21 protein-coding genes are annotated in these 20,951 nt (G+C 40.1%); 14 read left to right on the forward strand and 7 right to left on the reverse strand.

The window, feature by feature from the left end; translation table 11 throughout:
* Positions 1-31 precede the first annotated feature (31 nt).
* A complete protein-coding gene (mrcA, locus tag ACIPUA_RS22055) occupies positions 32-2,548 on the reverse strand; it encodes a peptidoglycan glycosyltransferase/peptidoglycan DD-transpeptidase MrcA (RefSeq protein WP_071547564.1) in 2,517 nt (838 codons plus the stop codon).
* A gap of 116 nt (positions 2,549-2,664) precedes the next feature.
* Here mrcA and pilM point away from each other — a divergent pair, with 116 nt between their 5' ends.
* The 12 genes from pilM (at position 2,665) to ACIPUA_RS22115 (ending at position 13,334) form a co-directional block, all read left to right on the forward strand.
* On the forward strand, positions 2,665-3,510 hold the full coding sequence (gene pilM, locus ACIPUA_RS22060) for a pilus assembly protein PilM (protein ID WP_048605594.1): 846 nt from the start codon (positions 2,665-2,667) through the stop codon (positions 3,508-3,510).
* A gap of 3 nt (positions 3,511-3,513) precedes the next feature.
* On the forward strand, positions 3,514-4,065 hold the full coding sequence (locus ACIPUA_RS22065; protein WP_449060147.1) for a PilN domain-containing protein: 552 nt from the start codon (positions 3,514-3,516) through the stop codon (positions 4,063-4,065).
* The gene (locus ACIPUA_RS22070; protein ID WP_042848630.1) at positions 4,058-4,606 is read left to right on the forward strand and encodes a hypothetical protein; all 549 of its coding nucleotides are present in this window, start codon (positions 4,058-4,060) and stop codon (positions 4,604-4,606) included. The genes ACIPUA_RS22065 and ACIPUA_RS22070 overlap by 8 nt, the downstream gene beginning before the upstream one ends.
* A complete protein-coding gene (locus ACIPUA_RS22075) occupies positions 4,599-5,660 on the forward strand; it encodes a secretin N-terminal domain-containing protein (RefSeq protein ID WP_072065726.1) in 1,062 nt (353 codons plus the stop codon). The genes ACIPUA_RS22070 and ACIPUA_RS22075 overlap by 8 nt, the downstream gene beginning before the upstream one ends.
* A gap of 507 nt (positions 5,661-6,167) precedes the next feature.
* Complete coding sequence (gene aroK / locus ACIPUA_RS22080) at positions 6,168-6,689, forward strand: shikimate kinase AroK (protein WP_004906592.1); 522 nt, start codon at positions 6,168-6,170, stop codon at positions 6,687-6,689.
* A gap of 49 nt (positions 6,690-6,738) precedes the next feature.
* On the forward strand, positions 6,739-7,827 hold the full coding sequence (gene aroB, locus ACIPUA_RS22085) for a 3-dehydroquinate synthase (RefSeq protein ID WP_042848631.1): 1,089 nt from the start codon (positions 6,739-6,741) through the stop codon (positions 7,825-7,827).
* Between the two features lie 291 nt (positions 7,828-8,118).
* Positions 8,119-9,006, forward strand: coding sequence for an SPOR domain-containing protein (locus ACIPUA_RS22090; protein ID WP_042848632.1), 888 nt, complete (start codon positions 8,119-8,121; stop codon positions 9,004-9,006).
* 82 nt (positions 9,007-9,088) lie between these two features.
* Positions 9,089-9,988 carry an adenine-specific DNA-methyltransferase gene (gene dam / locus ACIPUA_RS22095; RefSeq protein WP_042848633.1) on the forward strand — a complete coding sequence of 300 codons (900 nt, stop codon included), beginning with the start codon at positions 9,089-9,091 and terminating at the stop codon, positions 9,986-9,988.
* Between the two features lie 15 nt (positions 9,989-10,003).
* Positions 10,004-10,678, forward strand: a complete 675-nt coding sequence (gene rpe / locus ACIPUA_RS22100) for a ribulose-phosphate 3-epimerase (RefSeq protein ID WP_004263207.1) — start codon at positions 10,004-10,006, stop codon at positions 10,676-10,678.
* Entirely contained in the window at positions 10,675-11,367 is a 693-nt protein-coding gene (locus ACIPUA_RS22105) for a phosphoglycolate phosphatase (RefSeq protein ID WP_042848634.1), read from the forward strand. Before rpe ends, ACIPUA_RS22105 begins: the two co-directional genes overlap by 4 nt.
* Positions 11,368-11,384: 17 nt before the next feature.
* Positions 11,385-12,422: a tryptophan--tRNA ligase gene (gene trpS / locus ACIPUA_RS22110; RefSeq protein WP_042848635.1), complete on the forward strand. Its 1,038-nt coding sequence runs from the start codon at positions 11,385-11,387 to the stop codon at positions 12,420-12,422.
* Between the two features lie 174 nt (positions 12,423-12,596).
* Positions 12,597-13,334 carry a 3-oxoacyl-ACP reductase family protein gene (locus tag ACIPUA_RS22115; RefSeq protein ID WP_042848636.1) on the forward strand — a complete coding sequence of 246 codons (738 nt, stop codon included), beginning with the start codon at positions 12,597-12,599 and terminating at the stop codon, positions 13,332-13,334.
* A 73-nt stretch (positions 13,335-13,407) separates the two neighbouring features.
* Here ACIPUA_RS22115 and ACIPUA_RS22120 read toward each other — a convergent pair whose 3' ends face one another.
* From ACIPUA_RS22120 to ACIPUA_RS22130, 3 genes are all read right to left on the reverse strand, one after another.
* Positions 13,408-14,616 carry a lactate oxidase gene (locus ACIPUA_RS22120; protein ID WP_042848637.1) on the reverse strand — a complete coding sequence of 403 codons (1,209 nt, stop codon included), beginning with the start codon at positions 14,614-14,616 and terminating at the stop codon, positions 13,408-13,410.
* Positions 14,617-14,640: 24 nt separating this feature from the next.
* Entirely contained in the window at positions 14,641-15,207 is a 567-nt protein-coding gene (locus tag ACIPUA_RS22125) for a YceI family protein (protein ID WP_042848638.1), read from the reverse strand.
* Positions 15,208-15,303: 96 nt separating this feature from the next.
* Entirely contained in the window at positions 15,304-15,981 is a 678-nt protein-coding gene (locus tag ACIPUA_RS22130; RefSeq protein ID WP_042848639.1) for a hydrolase, read from the reverse strand.
* A 264-nt stretch (positions 15,982-16,245) separates the two neighbouring features.
* Between ACIPUA_RS22130 and ACIPUA_RS22135 the strand changes: the two genes are divergently transcribed.
* Positions 16,246-17,121, forward strand: a complete 876-nt coding sequence (locus ACIPUA_RS22135) for a pirin family protein (protein ID WP_042848640.1) — start codon at positions 16,246-16,248, stop codon at positions 17,119-17,121.
* A gap of 40 nt (positions 17,122-17,161) precedes the next feature.
* Here the strand turns inward: ACIPUA_RS22135 and ACIPUA_RS22140 are convergent, their stop codons facing one another.
* On the reverse strand, positions 17,162-18,067 hold the full coding sequence (locus tag ACIPUA_RS22140) for a LysR substrate-binding domain-containing protein (protein WP_042848667.1): 906 nt from the start codon (positions 18,065-18,067) through the stop codon (positions 17,162-17,164).
* A gap of 232 nt (positions 18,068-18,299) precedes the next feature.
* Between ACIPUA_RS22140 and ACIPUA_RS22145 the strand changes: the two genes are divergently transcribed.
* On the forward strand, positions 18,300-19,136 hold the full coding sequence (locus ACIPUA_RS22145; protein WP_449060148.1) for a hypothetical protein: 837 nt from the start codon (positions 18,300-18,302) through the stop codon (positions 19,134-19,136).
* 80 nt (positions 19,137-19,216) lie between these two features.
* Here the strand turns inward: ACIPUA_RS22145 and yiiM are convergent, their stop codons facing one another.
* Positions 19,217-19,897 (reverse strand): 6-hydroxyaminopurine reductase, encoded by a 681-nt coding sequence (yiiM, locus tag ACIPUA_RS22150; RefSeq protein WP_042848643.1) that lies wholly within the window; start codon positions 19,895-19,897, stop codon positions 19,217-19,219.
* A 139-nt stretch (positions 19,898-20,036) separates the two neighbouring features.
* Positions 20,037-20,663: a superoxide dismutase [Mn] gene (gene sodA, locus ACIPUA_RS22155; protein WP_048605623.1), complete on the reverse strand. Its 627-nt coding sequence runs from the start codon at positions 20,661-20,663 to the stop codon at positions 20,037-20,039.
* Positions 20,664-20,951: the final 288 nt, after the last annotated feature.

Genomic DNA, 20,951 nt, shown 5'->3' on the forward strand with positions numbered 1-20,951 from the left:
ACAATGGGGTGCGTTAAACAAGGCAATAACCCTAAAATAACTCTTGAGTAGAGCCACTTTCTGTTGAAATTGTTGTTCCAACTTCTTGTATTGCATGTTCTTTCGGTTCGGTTCCTTCAATAAAGTATTCTCTACGGGAAGAGCCTAATTTACCTGTACGACTATCAATCGATACCGAAATCACACCTTTAGGTGGCTTCATTGTTTTCACTGGCACCCCCTCTAAGATGGATTTCATAAAATCATCCCACATCGGCTGGGCACTTTTCGCCCCTGCCTCACCGCGACCGAGTGTTCGTTTATTATCATCAAAACCAATCCACGTCGATGCGACTACATCCGGGCCATAACCAGAGAACCAAGCATCTTTTGAGCTATTGGTTGTTCCTGTTTTCCCACCAATATCACGGCGACCACCTAAATCTCTTGCCGCACGCCAGCCAGTTCCAGACCAACCAGGTTCCCCATAGATATTCGTCATCATCGCATCCCTAATTAAGAAAGCGAGAGGCGTATTTATCACATGCGGTGCATACCGGTCATCAGAATTTGCGTCAGTATTCCCAGCAGTCGCCAGCTCCATTGTAGGCTCTTGTACCACTGCGTTATTACCGGATTGTGTCACTTCCTCTGTTGATTCATCATCAATGCCTTTAATCGCAATCGTACGTTCTGTATCACCATAAATAACTGGAATATGAGTGCAATCTGGGCAAGCTAATTTTGGTTTCGCTTCAAAGATGACTTCATCATTATGATTTTCGATCTTCAAAATATAATATGGGTCAATAAGGTAACCCCCATTCACCATAACAGCATAACCACGTACCATTTGCATTGGCGTAAATGAAGGTGCACCTAATGCCAACGCTTCTGTACGGTTAATATTCTCAGGTGGGAAACCAAAGCGAGTCAAATAATCGGCTGCATAATCAACGCCCATAGCCCTCATTGCTCGCACCATAACTACGTTTTTAGATTGCCCTAACCCTTGACGCAAACGGATAGGACCATCATAACGAGCTGGGGAATTTTTTGGACGCCAATCTGAGCCCGCACCCGCATCCCAACGGCTAATCGGCACATCATTTAATAATGAAGATAACGTCAAGCCTTTATCCATTGCTGCGGTATAAAGAAACGGCTTAATATTTGAACCAACTTGGCGTAAAGATTGAGTAACGCGGTTAAATTCACTCATATTAAAATCAAACCCACCAACAAGGGCAATAATAGCCCCATCGTTAGGATTCAATGCAACAAATGCGGCATTAACATCTGGTACTTGCCCTAGCCACCAGTTGTCTTTAACTTTACGCACCCAAATTTGTTCGCCAGCTTGTACCACTGCATTAACGGCTCTTGGTGAGGCGCCTTGTTGCGTATCCGATATAAACTTACGAGCCCAACGTACACCAGCCATCGTAATTGAAATTTGCGAACCATCAGCCAACATGACCTGAGCTTCAGACCCTGTTGCCGATACAACAACCCCTGGCATCAAAGGGCCATAGACTGGCATCTTTTTCAATTTTTCAATAATTTTATCTGATGCCCAAGCTGTTTCTGTTGGTTTCCATAACACATCAGCAGGGCCACGATAACCATGGCGAGTATCATAATCGATCAAGTTATTACGTACCGCGGTTGTTGCCGCTTCCTGATCTTTACGGATCACCGTGGTATATACTTTATACCCGTCAGTGTAGGCGTCTTCACCGTATTTATCATACAGTGTTTGGCGAGCCATCTCGGCTAAATAAGGTGCGGAAAAATCTATTTTTGGTGCATGATAAGAAGCAACTATTTTCTCATTTTTCGCTTGTTCATACTGATCTCGCGTAATATATTTTTCTTCAAACATACGAGAAAGTACGACATTACGGCGGTTTACCGCGCGATCATACGAATAAAGAGGGTTAAACGTTGATGGTGCTTTAGGCAAACCTGCAATCATTGCAATCTCACTGAGCGTCAACTCATCAACAGTTTTACCAAAATACACATAAGCAGCAGCCCCAACACCATAAGCGCGGTTACCCAAATAAATTTTATTTAGGTATAGCTCCATAATTTCATCTTTAGTAAAAAGCTGCTCAATACGAATCGCCAAGAAAGCCTCTTTAGCTTTACGCATAAGGGTTTTTTCAGGGCTTAAATAAAAATTCCTCGCCAGTTGCTGAGTAATCGTACTCGCCCCTTGAGATGCATGACCCGATGAAGCCATCACCGAAACAGCCCGAAAAATACCAATTGGGTCGATGCCGTGGTGGTCATAAAAACGGCTATCTTCGGTTGCGATGAATGCTTTTACCATCAATGGTGGAATTTCTGTCAGCGGTAATGGAATACGACGTTTTTCACCGTATTGAGCAATCAGTTCATTATCAGCGCTGTATACCTGCATTGGAATTTGCAGACGGATGTCTTTCATTGTTGCTACATCAGGCAACTCACCTTCAACATATTTATACATGCCATATATCGAAGCGGTTCCCAAAAAAATGCAACAGAAAACAAGAATAAAAAAATATTTTACGAACTTCACCTGAAAATTCCCATGCCTGGCAAACAAGAGGGTTTAGATATCACTAACGCATAGTATAAAGCTTATACAGCACAATAGAAAATGTAATTTATTGGTTAATGATAAGGAAATTAACTATGTACACATCAAAATGGAACATTGGAATCGACCTATATCAAAGCAAAATTCAGCTAGTTGCCGCTAAACGTCGCAAGAAACACTGGTCTTTGTGTGAATGCTGGCAACAACAACTTCCCTTCGAAATTGCTGACAAATCAGACCATGAACAATACAAGATTCTACTGAATATTTTAATACAATGGCGTCAGAAATTACCTAAAAACTGTTCTGTATCTATCGCATTACCTGCAGTTAGGACACTAAAACAACAATTTGCATTACCTAGCCAAATTAATCTACAGCAACCAGAATTAGGTTGGTACCTACAACTGCAAGCTGAAAAACGTTTTCCTATGCATGCTCAAGAACTGGCAATGGATTATAGAGTAATCAATCAACACGTTTATTTTAATGGGGCTCGAAAATCAGAAATTAACTTTTGGCAAAAATTATTAGCAGAAAGCGGATTCAATCTACTGGCAATTGATGTCGCCCCCGTTGCGCTGCGTTATGTTGCTCGCCATGCGGGCTTACCCGATGAAAGCTGGCTAGTTCACTATAGGCAAGGTGAGTGGCTGTGGTCTGGCCCTATTAGTCAACCCGCCAACTATAACCATCTACCCGACACCGAAACCCCGACGCTATCTGCATTATTGTCTTTACTCAACCAAGAAGAGTCATCACCGATATTACCCATTTACCTCATTACCGACCATCAAAACATTCATGATAAACATAGCATTGAAGCAATACATAGCTGGGAGTTACGCCAAGCTTTTCAGCATAACAATCTTAAAATCCCCCATCAGTTAGGGGATTTTGTGATAGCAGCAGGGCTAGCATTACGGCATGGAGATATTTAACTCATGGGGTTATCAAAACTATATCAAGTTAACTTTCTGCCTTGGCGGCAGCAGCAAATTGTGAAGAAACAACGGTTATTTATTATTTTTTCTCTGGTTGCTGGTTGCTCAGTGCTTATCACTTGTTGCTTTTTAGTCTTTTTTCACCAATTGGAAATTGAAAAGCAACAAAAAATAAAATATCACCATCAACAACAATATGAGCAAACGCAACAGTTAGCACAACGAGTATCTCTCCAGAAAAAACAACTCCTCGAATTGATTAACCAAAAAAACAGATTGGATGAGGTTATGAACAATAACCAGTTTTTACTCAAATTATTACAAGACTTGCCATTAATCACACCATTAAAAAGTTGGCTTACTACCGTCCAATTAGTTGATAATAAAATAGAAATAAAAGCCCACAGTTATGACTTCCAAAATGTTAGCTTACTAAGCCCTAAGCTTAAAGAGCGAGGGCTAAACCACATCCAATTAAAAAAGCTCAGCCGTACAAACCAAGTACACCGGTTACATTTAACCGCTATACGCCAAGGAGAAGCTAATGAGTGAATCACTTCATGCTTTTTGGTATCGCCCTTTTTGGCAGCAAACCATACCCATTTGGCTATTTATCAGTTTATTTTTATTTGCAGGCTATTTTTTATACTGGAAAGAAAATGAAATACTACGTCTTGAATTAGAATCGGAAAACAATAGTTTAATTGAAAAAATAACAAAAGAAACCAGACAATTACAGCACTTTCCGCCCTTACATCTATTAGAACAGCAAGCAGATGTTCTAAAGCAAATTGTCGATGCTAAAGGTGAACCACTAGAACTACTTTCACAACTTAATACATTACTGAACCATTCAACTGTCATATTAAACCAACTACAACCAACGAGTAGCCATGGCTATTTCCTCGAAGTTCAAGGGGATTTCATCAGTGTCTATCGCTTTATAGAGCAACTTCTCACTTTGCCTAATACTCAACGATACCGTTACTCAGATATAAAATTAACTTCAAAGCAAGGTGCCATACTCGCATCAGTCACTTTTTCATCAATTAACCACACTTTCGCTATCAAGGATGATAATAGTAATGAATAGAAAGTTAATTAACACACCGATACTCGTAGCTATCATAGGGTGTTTCTTTTTGCCTGCTTTTTGGCTATCAGCTCAAGAAATACGAGACCCATTTGCGCCTTTACATCCCGTAGAGGAACAAACACAGTCTAGTCCAGTGATGGCTACGAGCCTATCTTCTCAACATACAGACCCTTTAATTGAAAAAATTTTTCAATTAATTTCAATCGATGCTCTAGAAATACGCACTCAACTAGAGCACCCCAAAACTTTATTGTTATCAAAAAATGCATCTATTCATCATGACCACACCACAAATAGTGTGATAGTCAAAGATAATCAACAGCGAATAGCCTTACTAGAAGAGTGGATAAAACAAAAAGATAAACCCAATAAACAAGTTCAAATAACAGCGCATATTATTAGTAGTAGCCGAACCGCATTACAAGAATTAGGGCTTGAGTGGGGAATATTAGCGGGGAATACAGCCAACAGTCATCTTAACCGTTATAACCGTTATCATTCCGCACCGGGGCAATTTTCGTTTAATGTGTTAAAACTAAGCGATGGGTTACTTGAATTAAAATTAAACGCTTTAGAAAAAGAAAATTTACTCTCCATTATTGCTAGCCCTCGGTTAATCGCCTCACACCAACAACCTGCGAGTATTCAACAAGGTACAGAAATACCCTATGTCACAAGCAATGAAAAGAAAACTCACGTACAATTTAAAGATGCTGTACTAGGTATGGATGTCACCCCGACCATTATCCGCAATGAAAAAGTAGAGTTGAACCTAAAAATTAGCCATAACTCGCCAGATACCGCACTAACCAGTAGCCAAAGTCACCATTTAGCAATAAATAAGCAAGAAATATCAACATCCGTCACAATTAAAAATAATGAAACCCTAATATTAGGTGGCATTTTTCAGCAAAAACAAGAAAAAACAGAGACAGGTTTACCATTTATCTCTCAAATTCCTCTCTTAGGGTCATTATTTACAAATACTGCGGAACATATAGATAGAAGGGTTCTTATTGTTTTTATAACGCCAAAACTTATCAATATTTAACGCGAATAAAATAACGCATATACTTCAATGAGTTGAATAAACAATAAGCCAAAGATTAGTCAAAAAAAATATTTTTATGCTATAAACCTACCGGATAAATTTGACGCTGGCGTCGTTTTAGCATACAAGGTTATCCATTGAGTGTTCTAACTATCCGTAGATTAAAGAACAAGCTGTCAGTCGCTTATAAAACAGCCACAACAATTTTGCTCTAAAAATAACAGAAATCATGCGCTACTACCTATAGGCAAAACCTGTTAAAACTATGCTAAACAATGCATTAGGCAATATAGACGGCTCAAACATTGAGACCTGTAATTTTAAATGTGGCACTTTGTTCGCTTAGTGCCGCATTTATATAGTTGCAATTCGGGTTGATGTATTGAGATAATTTTCTTATCTGATCTCACATCATCACTAATGAGGTTTCAGTTTATAGGTCCCGCCGCTAATTCGATTGGCGGGGCGGGTGATCATTAACGAATAATCGTAGTAATACCAAAAAACATGGCAGAGAAACGCAATATCTTTCTGGTTGGACCGATGGGTGCTGGCAAAAGCACTATTGGCCGTCAGTTGGCTCAACAGCTTAATATGGAGTTTTTCGACTCTGATCACGAGATAGAAAAACGTACTGGCGCAGATGTAGGCTGGGTATTCGACCTTGAGGGTGAAGAAGGCTTTCGCGATCGCGAAGAAAAAATCATCAATGAGCTCACTGAGAAACAAGGCATCGTATTAGCAACGGGTGGCGGTTCTGTTAAGTCCAAAGAAACCCGTAATCGCTTGTCCGCTCGTGGAGTCGTTGTCTATCTTGAAACGACCATTGAGAAACAATTATCCCGTACACAACGTGACAAAAAGCGTCCTCTATTACAAGTTGACGAACCGGCACGTGAAGTACTGGAAAAACTGGCTGACGAGCGCAATCCTATGTATGAAGAAATTGCTGATATTACCATTCATACTGATGAACAAAGCGCTAAAGTTGTCGCAAGCCAAATCATTGAGCTATTAGAGAAAAACTAATTAATCATGGTGTTATTTTCATAAAATAATGAACTCAAGGTAAAGCAAGATGGAAAAAGTCACTGTTACTCTGGGCGAACGTAGTTATCCAATCAATATCGCGCCAAGTTTATATAACGAACCTGGGGCATTTTGGCCATTAGCTACTGGGCAACGCGCAATGATAGTGACAAATGAAACGCTTGCACCAATTTATCTTGAAAAGGTAAAACACGCTCTTGAATCTTCTGGCGTAAAGGTTGACAGCATCATTCTTCCTGATGGCGAACAATACAAATCGCTATTCATCATGAACGATGTTTTTACCGCACTACTTGAAAAGCACCATAACCGAGATACTACCCTCATCGCTCTTGGTGGGGGGGTTATCGGTGACCTTACGGGTTTCGCTGCTGCTAGCTATCAGCGCGGAGTACGTTTTATCCAAATTCCTACCACCTTATTATCTCAAGTGGACTCTTCTGTTGGCGGTAAAACCGCAGTAAACCATCCTCTAGGGAAAAATATGATTGGGGCATTTTACCAACCTGCCTCGGTGGTTATTGACCTTGATTGTTTAAAAACCTTACCCAAAAGGGAATTAGCCTCCGGCTTAGCAGAAGTGATTAAGTATGGAATAATTCTTGATGGTGACTTTTTTACATGGTTAGAAAACAATATTGATGCTCTGGTCGCGCTAGATAACCAAGCGATGGCCTACTGCATACGTCGTTGTTGCGAATTGAAAGCACAAGTCGTTGCTGCTGATGAAAAAGAAACCAGTGGGTTACGTGCGCTTCTCAATTTAGGTCACACCTTTGGGCATGCCATTGAAGCTCATATGGGCTATGGTGTCTGGTTACATGGTGAAGCCGTTGCAGCAGGTATCGTTATGGCAGCAAGAACTGCTGAATTGATAGGCCAATTTACACCGGAGCAAACCCAACGGGTGATAGCACTTTTAGAACGTGCATCACTTCCTGTCAAAGGCCCTTCACAAATGAAGCCAGATGATTATCTACCGCATATGATGCGCGATAAAAAAGTAATGGGTGGAAAACTGCATTTAATTTTACCTACCACTATCGGGCATTCAGAAATGCGCGCGGACATCGATGCGCAAACTGTCATTGCAGCGATATCTTCCTGCATGCCATAAAAATATGACAAAATGGTCAGATACGTTACCAAAAACAGAGAAAACCCTGAATTTTTACAAGCGTTTTAAAATGTTACTGGTAGATGTACGCTAAAGTCGTTAAATTATAAGGTATGCCTACGCCTAGATACAATAATCTGGAAATGCACAATACCAATATGGCTAGCACGGTATTACGAAAGCATATATGCTTTAAAAATAAGCATCGATATTCTGCTTGGTCGCTAACAGGTTGTACTGATAAGAGACATTTTATCTCTACTATAGGCAAATTTTATTCGGGAGAGGAAGATGGACGAATTTAAACCAGATAATCAAGGCCAAAATGATCTTAGGCCAGATACATCAGATAGACCGACAGGGCGTTCACGCCAATCCGCTGCTACAAAGCCTAAATTAGCACTCTCACGCCAACATATTATGATTGGTGTCGGTGTTTTAGTTTTATTACTACTCATTATTGCGATCAGTTCTGCGTTAAAAGCGCCTACTGAGCATGAAAAGTTGCAAACAACCGGCACTAACAACCAACAAAATATTGATTTGTCTAACTCATCCTCTTTGACAAACTCACAAGAGCAAGCTCAGACGGGTCAGGCACAAGAAATCTCAGGATCTCAAATCACACCGACACCAACTCAAGGTGAGCCAAAAACTCAACCTAATGGCTTGGGTGAGCGGATCGAAATCCCAGGTGATGTGGTAGATGCTTTAAATCAAGGCCAAACACCAACCGCTGGAACAACACAACCACAAAATGTAACACCGCCAGCAATCAAACCTGCAGAACAGCAACCTGTGGCACCGCCAACAGCACCTGAAAAAACCCCTGCGAAAGTGGTTGAGCCAAAACATCCGGTACAACCTAAGCAACCGACTAAGGCTGCGGCCAATAACCATGGCAGCAATGTCATGTCAGCTCCTGCGGGTACCTACACTCTGCAACTTAGTAGTGCAAGCCGTTCAGATACGCTGGAAGCATTTGCTAAAGAAAACAAACTTGCCAATTACAAGGTCTACAAAACTATTCGTAATGGGCAAACTTGGTATGTTCTCATTCACGGTAATTATAATTCAGTCACTGACGCAAAAAATGCAATAGCAACTCTACCTTCTGCTGTTCAAGCGAAAAAGCCGTGGGTTAGAAATATGAAACAAGTCAAACAGGATCAAAAATAACAACGTTTTTCCCCGGGCGCATTGTGTTGTCCTGACAGAGTATGAATGTTTTTACTCTAAACGATTGTAATAATAAGACGGCATGAAAAAAAAACGCGCTTTTTTAAAATGGGCTGGGGGTAAATACCCCCTTGTGGAAGAAATAAAAAAACATCTTCCACAAGGTGATTGCTTAATTGAGCCTTTTGTTGGTGCAGGGTCAGTGTTTTTAAATACTAGCTATGATTCTTACATGCTGGCAGATATCAACAGTGACCTCATCAACCTCTATAATACTGTTAAAGACCATGCTGATTCTTTTATCGAAGAGGCCCAGCAAATCTTCACACCTGAATATAATACTTCAGAACAATACTATTTAATGCGTGAAGCCTTTAACCAATCCAATGACACTGAAAGACGTAGTATCCTTTTTTTATACTTAAATCGTCACTGTTATAATGGGTTATGCCGTTATAATTCACGCGGTGAGTTCAACGTGCCTTTTGGTCGCTACAAAAAGCCCTATTTCCCTAAAGAAGAATTACTGTGGTTCGCTGAAAAATCGCAAAAAGCAACATTTATTACCCAGCACTATGGCGAGACCTTGCTCAATGCTAAAGAAGGGGCCGTCATTTACTGTGACCCGCCTTATGCTCCTTTATCTGATACTGCCAATTTTACGGCTTATCATACCAATTCCTTTAATGCGAGCGAGCAACAAAATTTAGCGATTTTGGCACAGAAGTTATCAACGGAAAACAGGATCCCAGTGCTGATATCGAATCATGATACCCCGTTAACCAGAGAGTGGTATCATCAAGCTCAATTACATATTGTAAAAGTACGTCGTACCATTAGTAGAAATATATTAAACCGTAGCAAAGTCAATGAATTACTGGCTTTATATACGGGGGAACCTAATAGCCCTTCTCCTAGAAAAACTGACAAAAAAATGCAAAGCCTTGTGACTAGTGCTGAATGGCTCTCAGATAACGATTAATAATCGGAGACGATAATGAAAAACTTTCTCATTGCCCCATCTATTTTATCTGCTGACTTTGCTCGTTTAGGCGAAGATACCGCCAATGTTCTTGCAGCTGGCGCTGATATCGTGCATTTTGACGTAATGGATAATCATTATGTTCCTAACCTAACTTTTGGTGCTCCAATTTGTAAAGCCCTGCGTGACTACGGTATTACTGCGCCGATTGATGTCCACCTCATGGTAAAACCTGTTGATAGGATTATCCCTGACTTCGCCAAAGCAGGTGCAACTCATATAAGCTTCCATCCTGAAGCCAGTGAACATGTTGATCGTTCATTACAACTCATCAGAGAACATGGCTGTACCGCGGGGTTGGTATTTAACCCAGCAACACCACTGAGTTACCTTGATTATGTAATGGATAAAGTGGATATGATTTTACTGATGTCAGTTAATCCAGGCTTTGGTGGTCAATCCTTTATCCCACAAACCCTCAATAAATTGCGCCAAGTCCGCAAACTTATTGATGAAAGTGGCTATGATATTCGTTTGGAAGTCGATGGCGGTGTGAAAGTGAACAATATTGCAGAAATCGCGGCGGCTGGAGCGGATACCTTTGTTGCAGGCTCAGCCATCTTCGATCAACCAGACTATAAAACAGTCATCGATGCGATGCGTAACGAACTACAAAAGGTATCTCAATGACTCAAGTTGTATTAGAAGATATTAAAGCGATTGCCTTTGATTTAGATGGTACTCTCGTTGACAGTGCCGGTGGCTTAGCTGAAGCCATCGATAATATGCTCAAAGAGTTTGGTTTTCCTCCAGCAGGTAAAGAGCGCGTCTCTATTTGGGTAGGTAACGGGGTTGATGTTCTCGTTGAACGCGCGCTTTCTTGGGCAGGAGCCGACATCACAGCTGAATTACAAAAAAAAGCTCGAGCCAGTTTTGATAAATTCTATGCAGTTTCTGTCACAACAGGTAGTCAGCTATTCCCTGAAGTAAAAGAAACCTTAGAACAATTAGCAAAACACAACATACCGATGGGGATCGTCACAAATAAAGCTACGCCGTTTATTGCTCCACTACTAAAAAAATTAGGCATTGATAGCTATTTTTCTCTTGTATTGGGTAGTGACGATGTAAAAGCCCTAAAACCGCACCCTGCTCCCCTTTACTTAACAATGGGCACATTCGGTTTACGTAAAGAAGAATTGCTTTTTGTCGGCGATTCCCGTAATGATATTATTGCAGCACAAAGCGCAGGATGCCCGAGTGTCGGGCTGACATACGGCTATAACTACGGTGAATCTATTGCTTTGAGCGAACCTGACTGTGTCTTGACACACTTTGCAGGCTTGTTACCCACAATTGGTTTATCTGAAATAAAATAAGCAAGGACATAACAAACATGAGCACTCCCACTGAAAATTTACAGCAACCCCAAAAACCTATCGTATTCAGCGGCGCACAGCCTTCCGGTGAATTAACCATCGGTAACTATATGGGTGCATTACGTCAGTGGGTACAAATGCAAGACGACTATGACTGCATTTACTGTATCGTTGACCAACATGCTATCACTGTTCGCCAAGACCCTGTCGAACTGCGTAAAAGAACCCTCGATACACTTGCGCTCTATTTAGCCTGTGGGATTGACCCGAAAAAAAGCACCATTTTTGTACAGTCTCATGTCCCACAGCATGCACAATTAAGTTGGGCATTAAACTGCTATACCTATTTCGGCGAATTAAGCCGTATGACCCAATTTAAAGATAAATCAGCGCGTCACGCAGAAAATATCAACGCAGGCCTGTTTGACTACCCCGTTTTGATGGTTGCTGATATCTTGCTTTATCAAACTAATCAGGTTCCTGTTGGGATTGACCAAAAACAGCATCTTGAACTAAGCCGTGACATAGCCCAACGCTTCAATGCAATTTATGGTGATATATTTACTGTTCCTGATCCTTTCATCCCTACAGGTGGCGGTGCACGAATTATGGCACTGCAAGACCCAACCAAGAAAATGTCTAAGTCTGATGACAACCGCAATAACGTCATTGCTCTACTCGAAGACCCAAAATCGGTTGTGAAGAAAATCAAACGGGCCATGACGGACTCAGAAGAGCCACCACGCATTCGTTATGATTTAGAAAACAAACCTGGCGTTTCTAACCTGTTAGATATTATGTCAGGTGTCACTGGTAAAAAAATTGCAGAGCTAGAAGCTGAGTTTGAAGGCCAAATGTACGGTCACCTTAAAGGTGCTGTTGCAGAATCCGTCTCTGGCATGTTAACTGACTTACAGACTCGTTATCATGAATTCCGCGATAATGAAGCGCTTCTGAATCAAATCATGGATGAAGGAGCGACTAAAGCGTCTGCTCGTGCACAACAAACTTTAGATAAAGTGTATGAAGCTATTGGTTTTGTAAAACGCCCATAACGCTAATCAAATAAAAAGCGCTTACTCATCAATGGGTGAGCGCTTTCTTTCATTAACACATAGCCAACTATTTTCACAAACTCCTTCTACTTTTCTATCTGGAGTCTATCCTCTTTTATCTATTAAATACCTTATTTAGTGATTTTTAAATTATTTAACTAATAAGGTCATTCTATGTTATTCAAAAATAAACATGCTATTGTCCAAGGCGGATCACGTGGTATTGGCGCTGCTATAGTAAAAAAACTAGCCAAAGAAGGTGCAAATGTTGCTTTCACCTACGCCTCATCAGATAAAAATGCAAAATTGTTGATCACTGAAACAGCCCAGTATTCCGGTACAGTCATGGCAATAAAAGCCAATAGTGCAAATGAATATGAAATTACAGCTGCAATCAAACAATCATTTGATAAATTTGGTTCTATTGATATCTTAATTAACAGTCTTGGTATTCTTGAATTTGGCTCAGTAGAAACTCTCCCTCTAGAATCATTTGATCGCTCCTATTCCCTAAATGTACGCAGCTTATTTATTGCTAGCCAATCAGCCCTAACTGTTATGAATAATAATGGACGAATAATTCACATTGGTAGTGTTAACTCGGAACGGGTTCCATTCGAAGGTGGAGCTGCCTACGCAATGAGTAAATCAGCTATTATTGGCTTAACAAAAGGTATGGCTCGAGATGTAGCTGCTAGAGGGATCACTGTCAACAATGTTCAGCCAGGTCCTGTAAACACTGATATGAATCCAGAACAAAGCGAGTTCGCAGATAGTCTAAAACAAATAATGGCTTTAAAACGCTATGCTAGCGCTGATGAGATTGCTGATTTTGTATTGTACCTAGCTAGCCCAGCTGCTGCTTATATAACGGGAGCAAATTTAAATATCGATGGTGGGTTTACAGCTTAGATATTGGTTTATTAATGAATAAAAAAACGGGAAAATTTTCCCGTTTTTTATTAACCAATGAGTTTGACTTTAATTATTGAAAATCTTTGTCGGTATACAACTTCGTCGCTTTAACTCCTTCAATATTTTTGGCCCCGCCTAGCATCATATTGATAGAAAGTTCTTTATTCAGTTGCTGGATCACCGAGTTTACGCCTTCAGCACCACCTAAATTTAAGCCATATAAAATAGGACGGCCTACAGCCACAACATCTGCCCCACTTGCTAAGGCTTTAAATACGTGTGAACCGCGACGCACACCACTGTCAAATACAATTGGAACACGTTTATTAACGACCTTAGCAATTGACGGCAATACATCAAAAGACGCGGGACCACTGTCTAACTGGCGACCACCATGATTAGAGACCCAAATCGCATCAGCACCTGCTTTGATCACAACATCAGCATCTTCGGGCGATTGAATACCTTTAACTATTACTGGCAATCCTGATAACTTTTTCACGTATTGAATATCTGCTGGTGTAAAGGCTTGTTTTGCTTGCGCATAAATTTCACTGATCCCTGCACCTTTACCTGTTTTTGAACCATCACTATTTTGCTTAGCAAATAGCTCTAAGTTGGCAAAGCCTAGCGGGAACTGGAAGTTATTACGAATATCATCTTCACGATACCCACCAACTGGAGAGTCAACGGTTAAAATAATCGCTTTAGCACCACTTTCTTTGGCTCTCTTCAACGTAAATTCGTTAAAAGCATTATTTTTACTCATATAAAGCTGGAAAAAGAACGGGTTTTCCCCTGAAACTTCAGCAACTTCTTCAATTGTTTTATTACCATAGGTACTTAACGAGAAAATAGAACCCGCTTTAGCCATACCTTTTGCTGTCGCAATTTCCCCGTCTTTATGTGCTAATCCTTGGGCCGCCATCGGCGCTTGAATAATAGGGGTTTTTAGTTTAATTCCTAAAAAATCAGTTGAAAGGTCGATATCTGAAATTTCAATTCCCTGCATCACTCTTGGTATAATATATTTATTATCAAAATGTTGCGTATTTTTCTTCAGATTCAATTCATCTTCAGCACCACCACGAATATAACCAAAAGCACCTTTATCCATACTTTTGGCAACTTGGCTTTCTAATTCATCCAAGTTCACAATTTTAATTGGGCCTTCTTTATCGCTAGCTTTATATTCTGCCGCCTGTGCGGTACCAAGAGTCAGTGCAACAGCAAATAATGTCGATGTCACAAACGTATTTTTTCGTGTAAAACTCAACATAATAAATCTTTAACTCCCCATCAATTACTGTTTAATAGCCTCGGCTTGAATTTGGATAGTGACATTTTTGGCCATGCCATCCTTCACTAGGAAATCAACCCCCCATTGCGTACGGTCAATAGTGGTTTCGAAATCACCACCACACACATCAGCATTAAAAATTGGACTGAAATAGCAACCGAATTTGGTAGTTTTTAACTGAACTGGATGTGATTGGCCTTTCATAGTCAACACACCATCAATAGAAACAGGTTTGTTGTCTGCAAAATTCCATTTAGTCGATTTGAACTCAATGGTCGGATATTTTGCAACATCTAACATATCTTCACTTTTAATATGATTATCAAATGCTGATAACCCAGTATTTAAGGTCTCCGCTGGAATTTTTACACTGACGCTACCAGTTTGTTTTTCCGGAGAATAACTCATATCTCCAGTGATATTGTGAAAACCGCCACTATTGGTAGAAGTATTAAAGTGGTCAATATAAAACACGGCTTTAGTATGAGTTGCATCTAATTTATAGTCTGCGGCCTGTGCTGTACCAAGCGCAAACAAAGAAACCAGCAAAGGTAATGTAAGCTTTTTCATCATATTTCCTTAAAATTCAATTACAAATAGGCAGCTTTATCAGTCATTAAGCTGCCTGAATTAATTTCGTAAGTTAAATGTGGGGGTTATCGCGAATTAACGTTCAGAATCTAATTGCTCATTATTTTTCAGAACATCTTGCGCTTTGCTGTAGCTTTCAATTAATAATTGATAAGCAGGGAAAATTTGCGTGTAGGCCATTGCCCATTCAGCAGCGTCTTCACGGTTCCAAGTGCCTTGTAACTCAGAAGCAACCGCGGCTGTATCCATAGGGACAACCCCTGCTTGAACCACACGAGCCAAGGTAATTTCTTGTGCCATCTTGCTATAAGTACCTGATGCATCGATAACAACAAATACTTGGTAACCATCCATCACCGCACTAATCGCAGGGAAAGCCATACAAACACTAGTAATGGTACCTGCAATAATCAGTTGTTTTTTGCCTGTCGCTTTTACCGCTGCCACAAACTCAGGGTTATCCCATGCATTAATTTCGCCACGACGTGCAATATATTGTGCATGTGGTGCATTTTGGTGAATTTCTGGGATCAACGGACCATTGGGGCCTTGAGGTACAGAAGCCGTAGTGATCACTGGGATTTTTGCCAGTGAAGCCATTTTAGCCAGTACAGATGCGCGAGCACGCAATTCAGTCATTGGCATATCACCTACAGTTTGGAAAAGCCCACTTTGGTGATCAATTAATAACATCACAGCATCGTTTGGGTTAATAACAGGGCGCTGGCCATTAAAGTTTGCTGGAATACTCATGATAAAACCTCTCAATCGATGAAGTCAGAAATTTATTTAGAATCAAAAATAGAACGATAACCGCTCCGTTTTCGTGTTATTTAGATTAATTCATCAGTTTTAAGCTGAGTAGTCTGGATTTTGATAAACTCTGTTCTATAAATAGGATAATAACCTCAACCTTGATTGTTCTTTTATTGGAACAATGAAACCTATTTTTGCCCCTACTGCCGAATGATTTGCTCCTTTATTATTCAGTCATCAAAACAGTTTAGGAGCAAAACCATGAAAAAAATTATTGGTATCTATCAATCTCCTCGTAGCCATTGGGTAGGAGACGGCTTTCCTGTCCGTTCAATGTTTACTTACGATAACCATGGGAAATACCTCAACCCATTCTTATTACTCGATAGAGCAGGTCCTTTCAATTTCCCCAGCTCAGAAGCAAAGAATCGAGGAGTTGGTGAGCACCCTCATCGTGGGTTTGAAACCGTTACGATAGTGTATGATGGGGAAGTAGCTCATCATGATTCTACTGGTGAAGGCGGTGTGATAGGTCCAGGCGATGTTCAGTGGATGACTGCGGCATCGGGTATTTTGCATCAAGAATATCAGTCTGATGCCTTTATGAAAAAAGGTGGCACTCTTGATATGGTGCAACTGTGGGTCAATTTGCCTGCAAAAGACAAATCAGCGGCACCCGGCTACCAGTTATTGGAAAGCCAAACTATGCCAAAAGTCACACTGCCGAACGAAGCAGGCACACTGCGTGTGATTGCAGGGGATTATTTAGGCCACAAAGGGGCAGCCAAAACCTATACCCCGTTAGATGTTTGGGATTTACAACTCAATCAGGGAAAAACTGTTGGCATACAGACAAAATCAGGTCGTAACGTAGGGTTAGTCATGCTACGCGGTTCAATATTTGTTGATGGGCGTTCTGCCTTAAATGAAGGTGAACTGATGATCCTTGATAATACAGAAAGCAACATTGTGCTAGAAGCAACAGAAGATGCCTTAGTATTACTGCTAAGCGGTGACCCGATTGACGAACCGGTTGTTGGTTACGGCCCATTTGTTATGAATAGCATGGACGAAATTAATAAAGCTGTAAATGACTTCAACAGCGGCAAATTTGGCCGTATTCCTGAAACACAATAAATAATGTATGACCCCTCGATAACCTTAGGCTATTGGGGGGTTATTTTACTGACGGTGAAATGTTATCTGCTAAATAATTCAATAATAATTGTACTGATGGTAACAACCCTTTGCGAGATGGATAAACCGCATGAATAATATCTTCAGGGAAACGCCATTCAGGTAATACCTCCACCAAGTCCCCTGAGGCAATTTCCTTTTCCACCACGCCATAAGGCAACCTTGCAATGCCAATCCCTTTAAGTGCCGCGCGGTATAACGTTAACACATCAGTTGTGGCTAATTTAGGGGTGAAATGCTGTGTAAAACTCAGGTCATCGCTATTTTTCAGTGTTAACGTATAGTTTTGCGAGTGCTCTGTATTCGCTAACATCGGGTAATCCACCAGCTTTTCAGGCTCAATGAGTGCCCCTCGTTCTACAAATAACTGCGGACTTGCAACCAATATCCTGCGAGAATACCCCAGCACTTTCATCATTAGACCGGAGTCATCAAGAGGTAAAGAACGCACCCTAATTGCCAAATCCAGCCCTTCACTGATCACATCAACAGGGCGATTAACTGCCAATATCTGAATATCGATATCTGGGTATTGCGCCATAAAATCAACAAGTAATTCATTAAGATACACTTGCAACAATGCAACAGGACAAGACAGTTTTATCGTACCTTTCGGGTGAGACTGAACAGAACAAATCAATTCGTGAGCAATTTCGGCTTCATCCACCACATTTTTACATTGCTGATAAAAAACCTGCCCTACATCTGTGACATGAAATTGGCGAGTTGAACGATAAATTAAAGAAACATTTAGCTTTTTCTCTAAATCTGCAATACGTCGGCTTAACTTAGATTTAGGAACCCCAAGAGCTAAACCCGCTTGGGAAAAACCACCATGCTCAACGACTTTCACATAGTAATAGAGATCATTTAAATCATATTGCAGCATACGTTTTTACCAACCTTTGTGTTTGGAGGTTTGAAATCGTTATCTTACTCAAAATTCAAAAAATGTCCTCTTCGATATTTATTCTTTCACACCTATATTCAGCTTTATCGTACGAGCCAACAAAGACCCTATTATAAAAAACAGATAATTTTGGGGTATTAATGAAAGCCTTTTTTAATAATTTTATGTAAACATGAAAATTATCCTCTACCGTTAAAATGAGAATATCATGCGTACAGAATTACCACAGACTCCATCAACTTCATCACTTGAGTGTTTTTTTGAAACTGCTGTTAACCAAGCGGATAAAAAAGGAAAAATCAGCCATTCTGATATAAAAAAACTCCTAAAGAACATCTACAATTCATCTGAAAAACTTACCGTTAACAATTACTATAATATCCAAGAGTCTGTTAGTAGACTAAATAAAACCTTAACACTTCAGCACTCTAACGTTATTGAAAACAAGTCTCTCTGTATCCATAAGGCATACACAATGGCATTTAATAAATTATCTGATGCCTCTATTCATGAGCTCAGACGCAATGCGCCACAAAGAGCCAATACGCTCAATATCATTGAACTAATGACCAAAAATAAAACGATAAAGCAAAAAAGAGTTATTGAACTTAAGGAAAACACCCAGAATATAAAAGCTAAAGTTGATATATTTATTAATGACTTATATAAAGAACCGTATTGGAGACCAAATGATAAAGAATATTCAGGGCTAATGGCTAACCTATCGAAATTAAAAAGTGATATAGAAAAGTCGAGAAATAATATACTCAGTTCAAGTTATCAACATAACCCAAATAAATTTAAAGCATTAACTCAGTTAAAATCACAATTAACACAGCTTACAGAGAAATTACAAAACGATTATGACAAGCTAATCCGTGGTAGTACCTCAAATAATCAGCGTATCTTGAGCGATAATGAAATGCCTTCAATCTATAAATTAGAGCTAGCTCATTTAAAAAGGGCAATACCTATAATTGAATCAGAATTAGCGCAATTACAAAACGAACTACAAAGTAAACGTAGTGAATTGAGTAAACAATAAAGTAAAAAGTTAACGGAACGCCAAAAAAAGAAAAACGCCTAATTAAAAATTAGGCATGTCTAACTTTGAGATACGGCAACCTAGCCCCGTTTTCCAAACAAGCGGTGGCTAAATTCTTCAATCTGGTGGTGTTCTAAGCGATTTTGCATGGTTAAACTCCAGCTTGCGGATAACCCTGCTGCACTTAGCAACCGCTGATAGAGTTGTTCATCATAGGGGGCATGAAAAGCAATCATAATCGCTTCTTGTACTGAAACGTCACTATTACGGCTTAATAGCGTTAATGGTTCGTTTTCGCTGACATTTCCTGTTTTTATCACCCGATAAAGCCACCCACAGCAACCACGCTCTTGCATCAACTGTGCAAAGTTTTCGATCCCCGTAAGCCCATTAAGCTTATAACATGGAGAGCGAGGCTGCGTGACCTGTATCCGCGCATTACCCCATGCAAAAATATCCCCGATAAATACGTTTTCTTCGGTCATACCCTGTGTTGATATATTTTCCCCAAATGCAGAGGCAACAAATAAATCCTCAAGCTCAGGGTAAGCGTTCAACCAATAATGATAATGCTCACGTGGATAATGACATAGGGCTCTATCTGGCCCACCATGGAAACGTTTTTCTGCCTGTTCATCCCCTTCTAGCCCTAATTGCCCTAAAGCCAGCAAACCATCCGCAGCCTGTTTATGGATCGCACTTTGACCACAAGATTGAGTCTCTTGGACTTTACCGATAAAAACTTGGGGTAAACATGACATTGACGATATTCTCCATTTGAATAGCGATAGAGACTCATCATAAAGAATGCCAAGACAGATAACAATCCAATACACCGGAAAATAAAAAGGCGTAGCACCTATGATGCTACGCCCACTCGCTATTTAATAAAAAAATTAATTATTTAGCTTTTGCTGCAAAACGTGCGGCAGCTTCGTCCCAGTTAACAACGGACCAGAACGCTTTAATATAATCAGGACGGCGGTTTTGGAATTTCAAGTAATAAGCGTGTTCCCATACATCTAAACCAATGATAGGGTAGCCTGAAGTACCTGAGATAGCTTCACCCATCAATGGGCTATCTTGGTTAGCTGTAGAAACAACAGCTAATTTACCGTCATCTTTCAGAACCAACCATGCCCAACCTGAACCAAAACGAGTTGCAGCAGCTTTTTCAAATACTTCTTTAAATGCATCAACGCTACCGAAATCGCGTTCAATAGCCGCTTTCAGTTCGCCTTTTAATTCAGTACCTAATTTCAAACCTTTCCAGAACAGACTATGGTTTGAGTGACCACCAGCGTTGTTGCGTACAAAAGTGCGCTGATCAGCTGGAATTTGATCTAATTTTTGAATCAGAACATCGATGTCCAAACCTGCTAATTCTGGCAGTTTTTCTAACGCTGTATTTGTGTTAGTCACATAGGTTTGATGGTGCTTAGTGTGGTGGATTTCCATGGTCTGTTTGTCAAAATGTGGTTCCAACGCATCATAAGCATAAGGTAAAGCAGGTAATGTATAACTCATATTATTGTCTCCAGTGACGTAAATACCGCTATGTTTCTCATTTTTCACCACAAGGCTCATAGGGTATGCACTTGCTTAACTTCGCACCTTGTGAATTACTATCTATTATAGTTATTTTACTGTTAATGAAAATCATTATCAAATCCATAAAAAAAATGTGGGTTTTCTCATTCGCTACAAGAACTCCCTTATACAGTAACTAATACCAATATCACCGCCTTTTATTTTTCTTTAATTCTAACATTTGCTATATTTTAAGGTTAATACACTGATTTAATATTTAGCATC

It is taken from the genome of Providencia sp. AGC89 (genome assembly GCF_053543535.1).

Bases quoted from the DNA above. Each gene is read 5' to 3' on its own strand.
- pilM (WP_048605594.1), top strand. From the start codon at position 2,665: ATGTACACATCAAAATGGAACATTGGAATCGACCTATATCAAAGCAAA.
- ACIPUA_RS22065 (WP_449060147.1), top strand. From the start codon at position 3,514: ATGGGGTTATCAAAACTATATCAAGTTAACTTTCTGCCTTGGCGGCAG.
- ACIPUA_RS22070 (WP_042848630.1), top strand. From the start codon at position 4,058: ATGAGTGAATCACTTCATGCTTTTTGGTATCGCCCTTTTTGGCAGCAA.
- ACIPUA_RS22075 (WP_072065726.1), top strand. From the start codon at position 4,599: ATGAATAGAAAGTTAATTAACACACCGATACTCGTAGCTATCATAGGG.
- aroK (WP_004906592.1), top strand. From the start codon at position 6,168: ATGGCAGAGAAACGCAATATCTTTCTGGTTGGACCGATGGGTGCTGGC.
- aroB (WP_042848631.1), top strand. From the start codon at position 6,739: ATGGAAAAAGTCACTGTTACTCTGGGCGAACGTAGTTATCCAATCAAT.
- ACIPUA_RS22090 (WP_042848632.1), top strand. From the start codon at position 8,119: ATGGACGAATTTAAACCAGATAATCAAGGCCAAAATGATCTTAGGCCA.
- dam (WP_042848633.1), top strand. From the start codon at position 9,089: ATGAAAAAAAAACGCGCTTTTTTAAAATGGGCTGGGGGTAAATACCCC.
- rpe (WP_004263207.1), top strand. From the start codon at position 10,004: ATGAAAAACTTTCTCATTGCCCCATCTATTTTATCTGCTGACTTTGCT.
- ACIPUA_RS22105 (WP_042848634.1), top strand. From the start codon at position 10,675: ATGACTCAAGTTGTATTAGAAGATATTAAAGCGATTGCCTTTGATTTA.
- trpS (WP_042848635.1), top strand. From the start codon at position 11,385: ATGAGCACTCCCACTGAAAATTTACAGCAACCCCAAAAACCTATCGTA.
- ACIPUA_RS22115 (WP_042848636.1), top strand. From the start codon at position 12,597: ATGTTATTCAAAAATAAACATGCTATTGTCCAAGGCGGATCACGTGGT.
- ACIPUA_RS22120 (WP_042848637.1), bottom strand. From the start codon at position 14,616: ATGTTGAGTTTTACACGAAAAAATACGTTTGTGACATCGACATTATTT.
- ACIPUA_RS22125 (WP_042848638.1), bottom strand. From the start codon at position 15,207: ATGAAAAAGCTTACATTACCTTTGCTGGTTTCTTTGTTTGCGCTTGGT.
- ACIPUA_RS22130 (WP_042848639.1), bottom strand. From the start codon at position 15,981: ATGAGTATTCCAGCAAACTTTAATGGCCAGCGCCCTGTTATTAACCCA.
- ACIPUA_RS22135 (WP_042848640.1), top strand. From the start codon at position 16,246: ATGAAAAAAATTATTGGTATCTATCAATCTCCTCGTAGCCATTGGGTA.
- ACIPUA_RS22145 (WP_449060148.1), top strand. From the start codon at position 18,300: ATGCGTACAGAATTACCACAGACTCCATCAACTTCATCACTTGAGTGT.
- yiiM (WP_042848643.1), bottom strand. From the start codon at position 19,897: ATGTCATGTTTACCCCAAGTTTTTATCGGTAAAGTCCAAGAGACTCAA.
- sodA (WP_048605623.1), bottom strand. From the start codon at position 20,663: ATGAGTTATACATTACCTGCTTTACCTTATGCTTATGATGCGTTGGAA.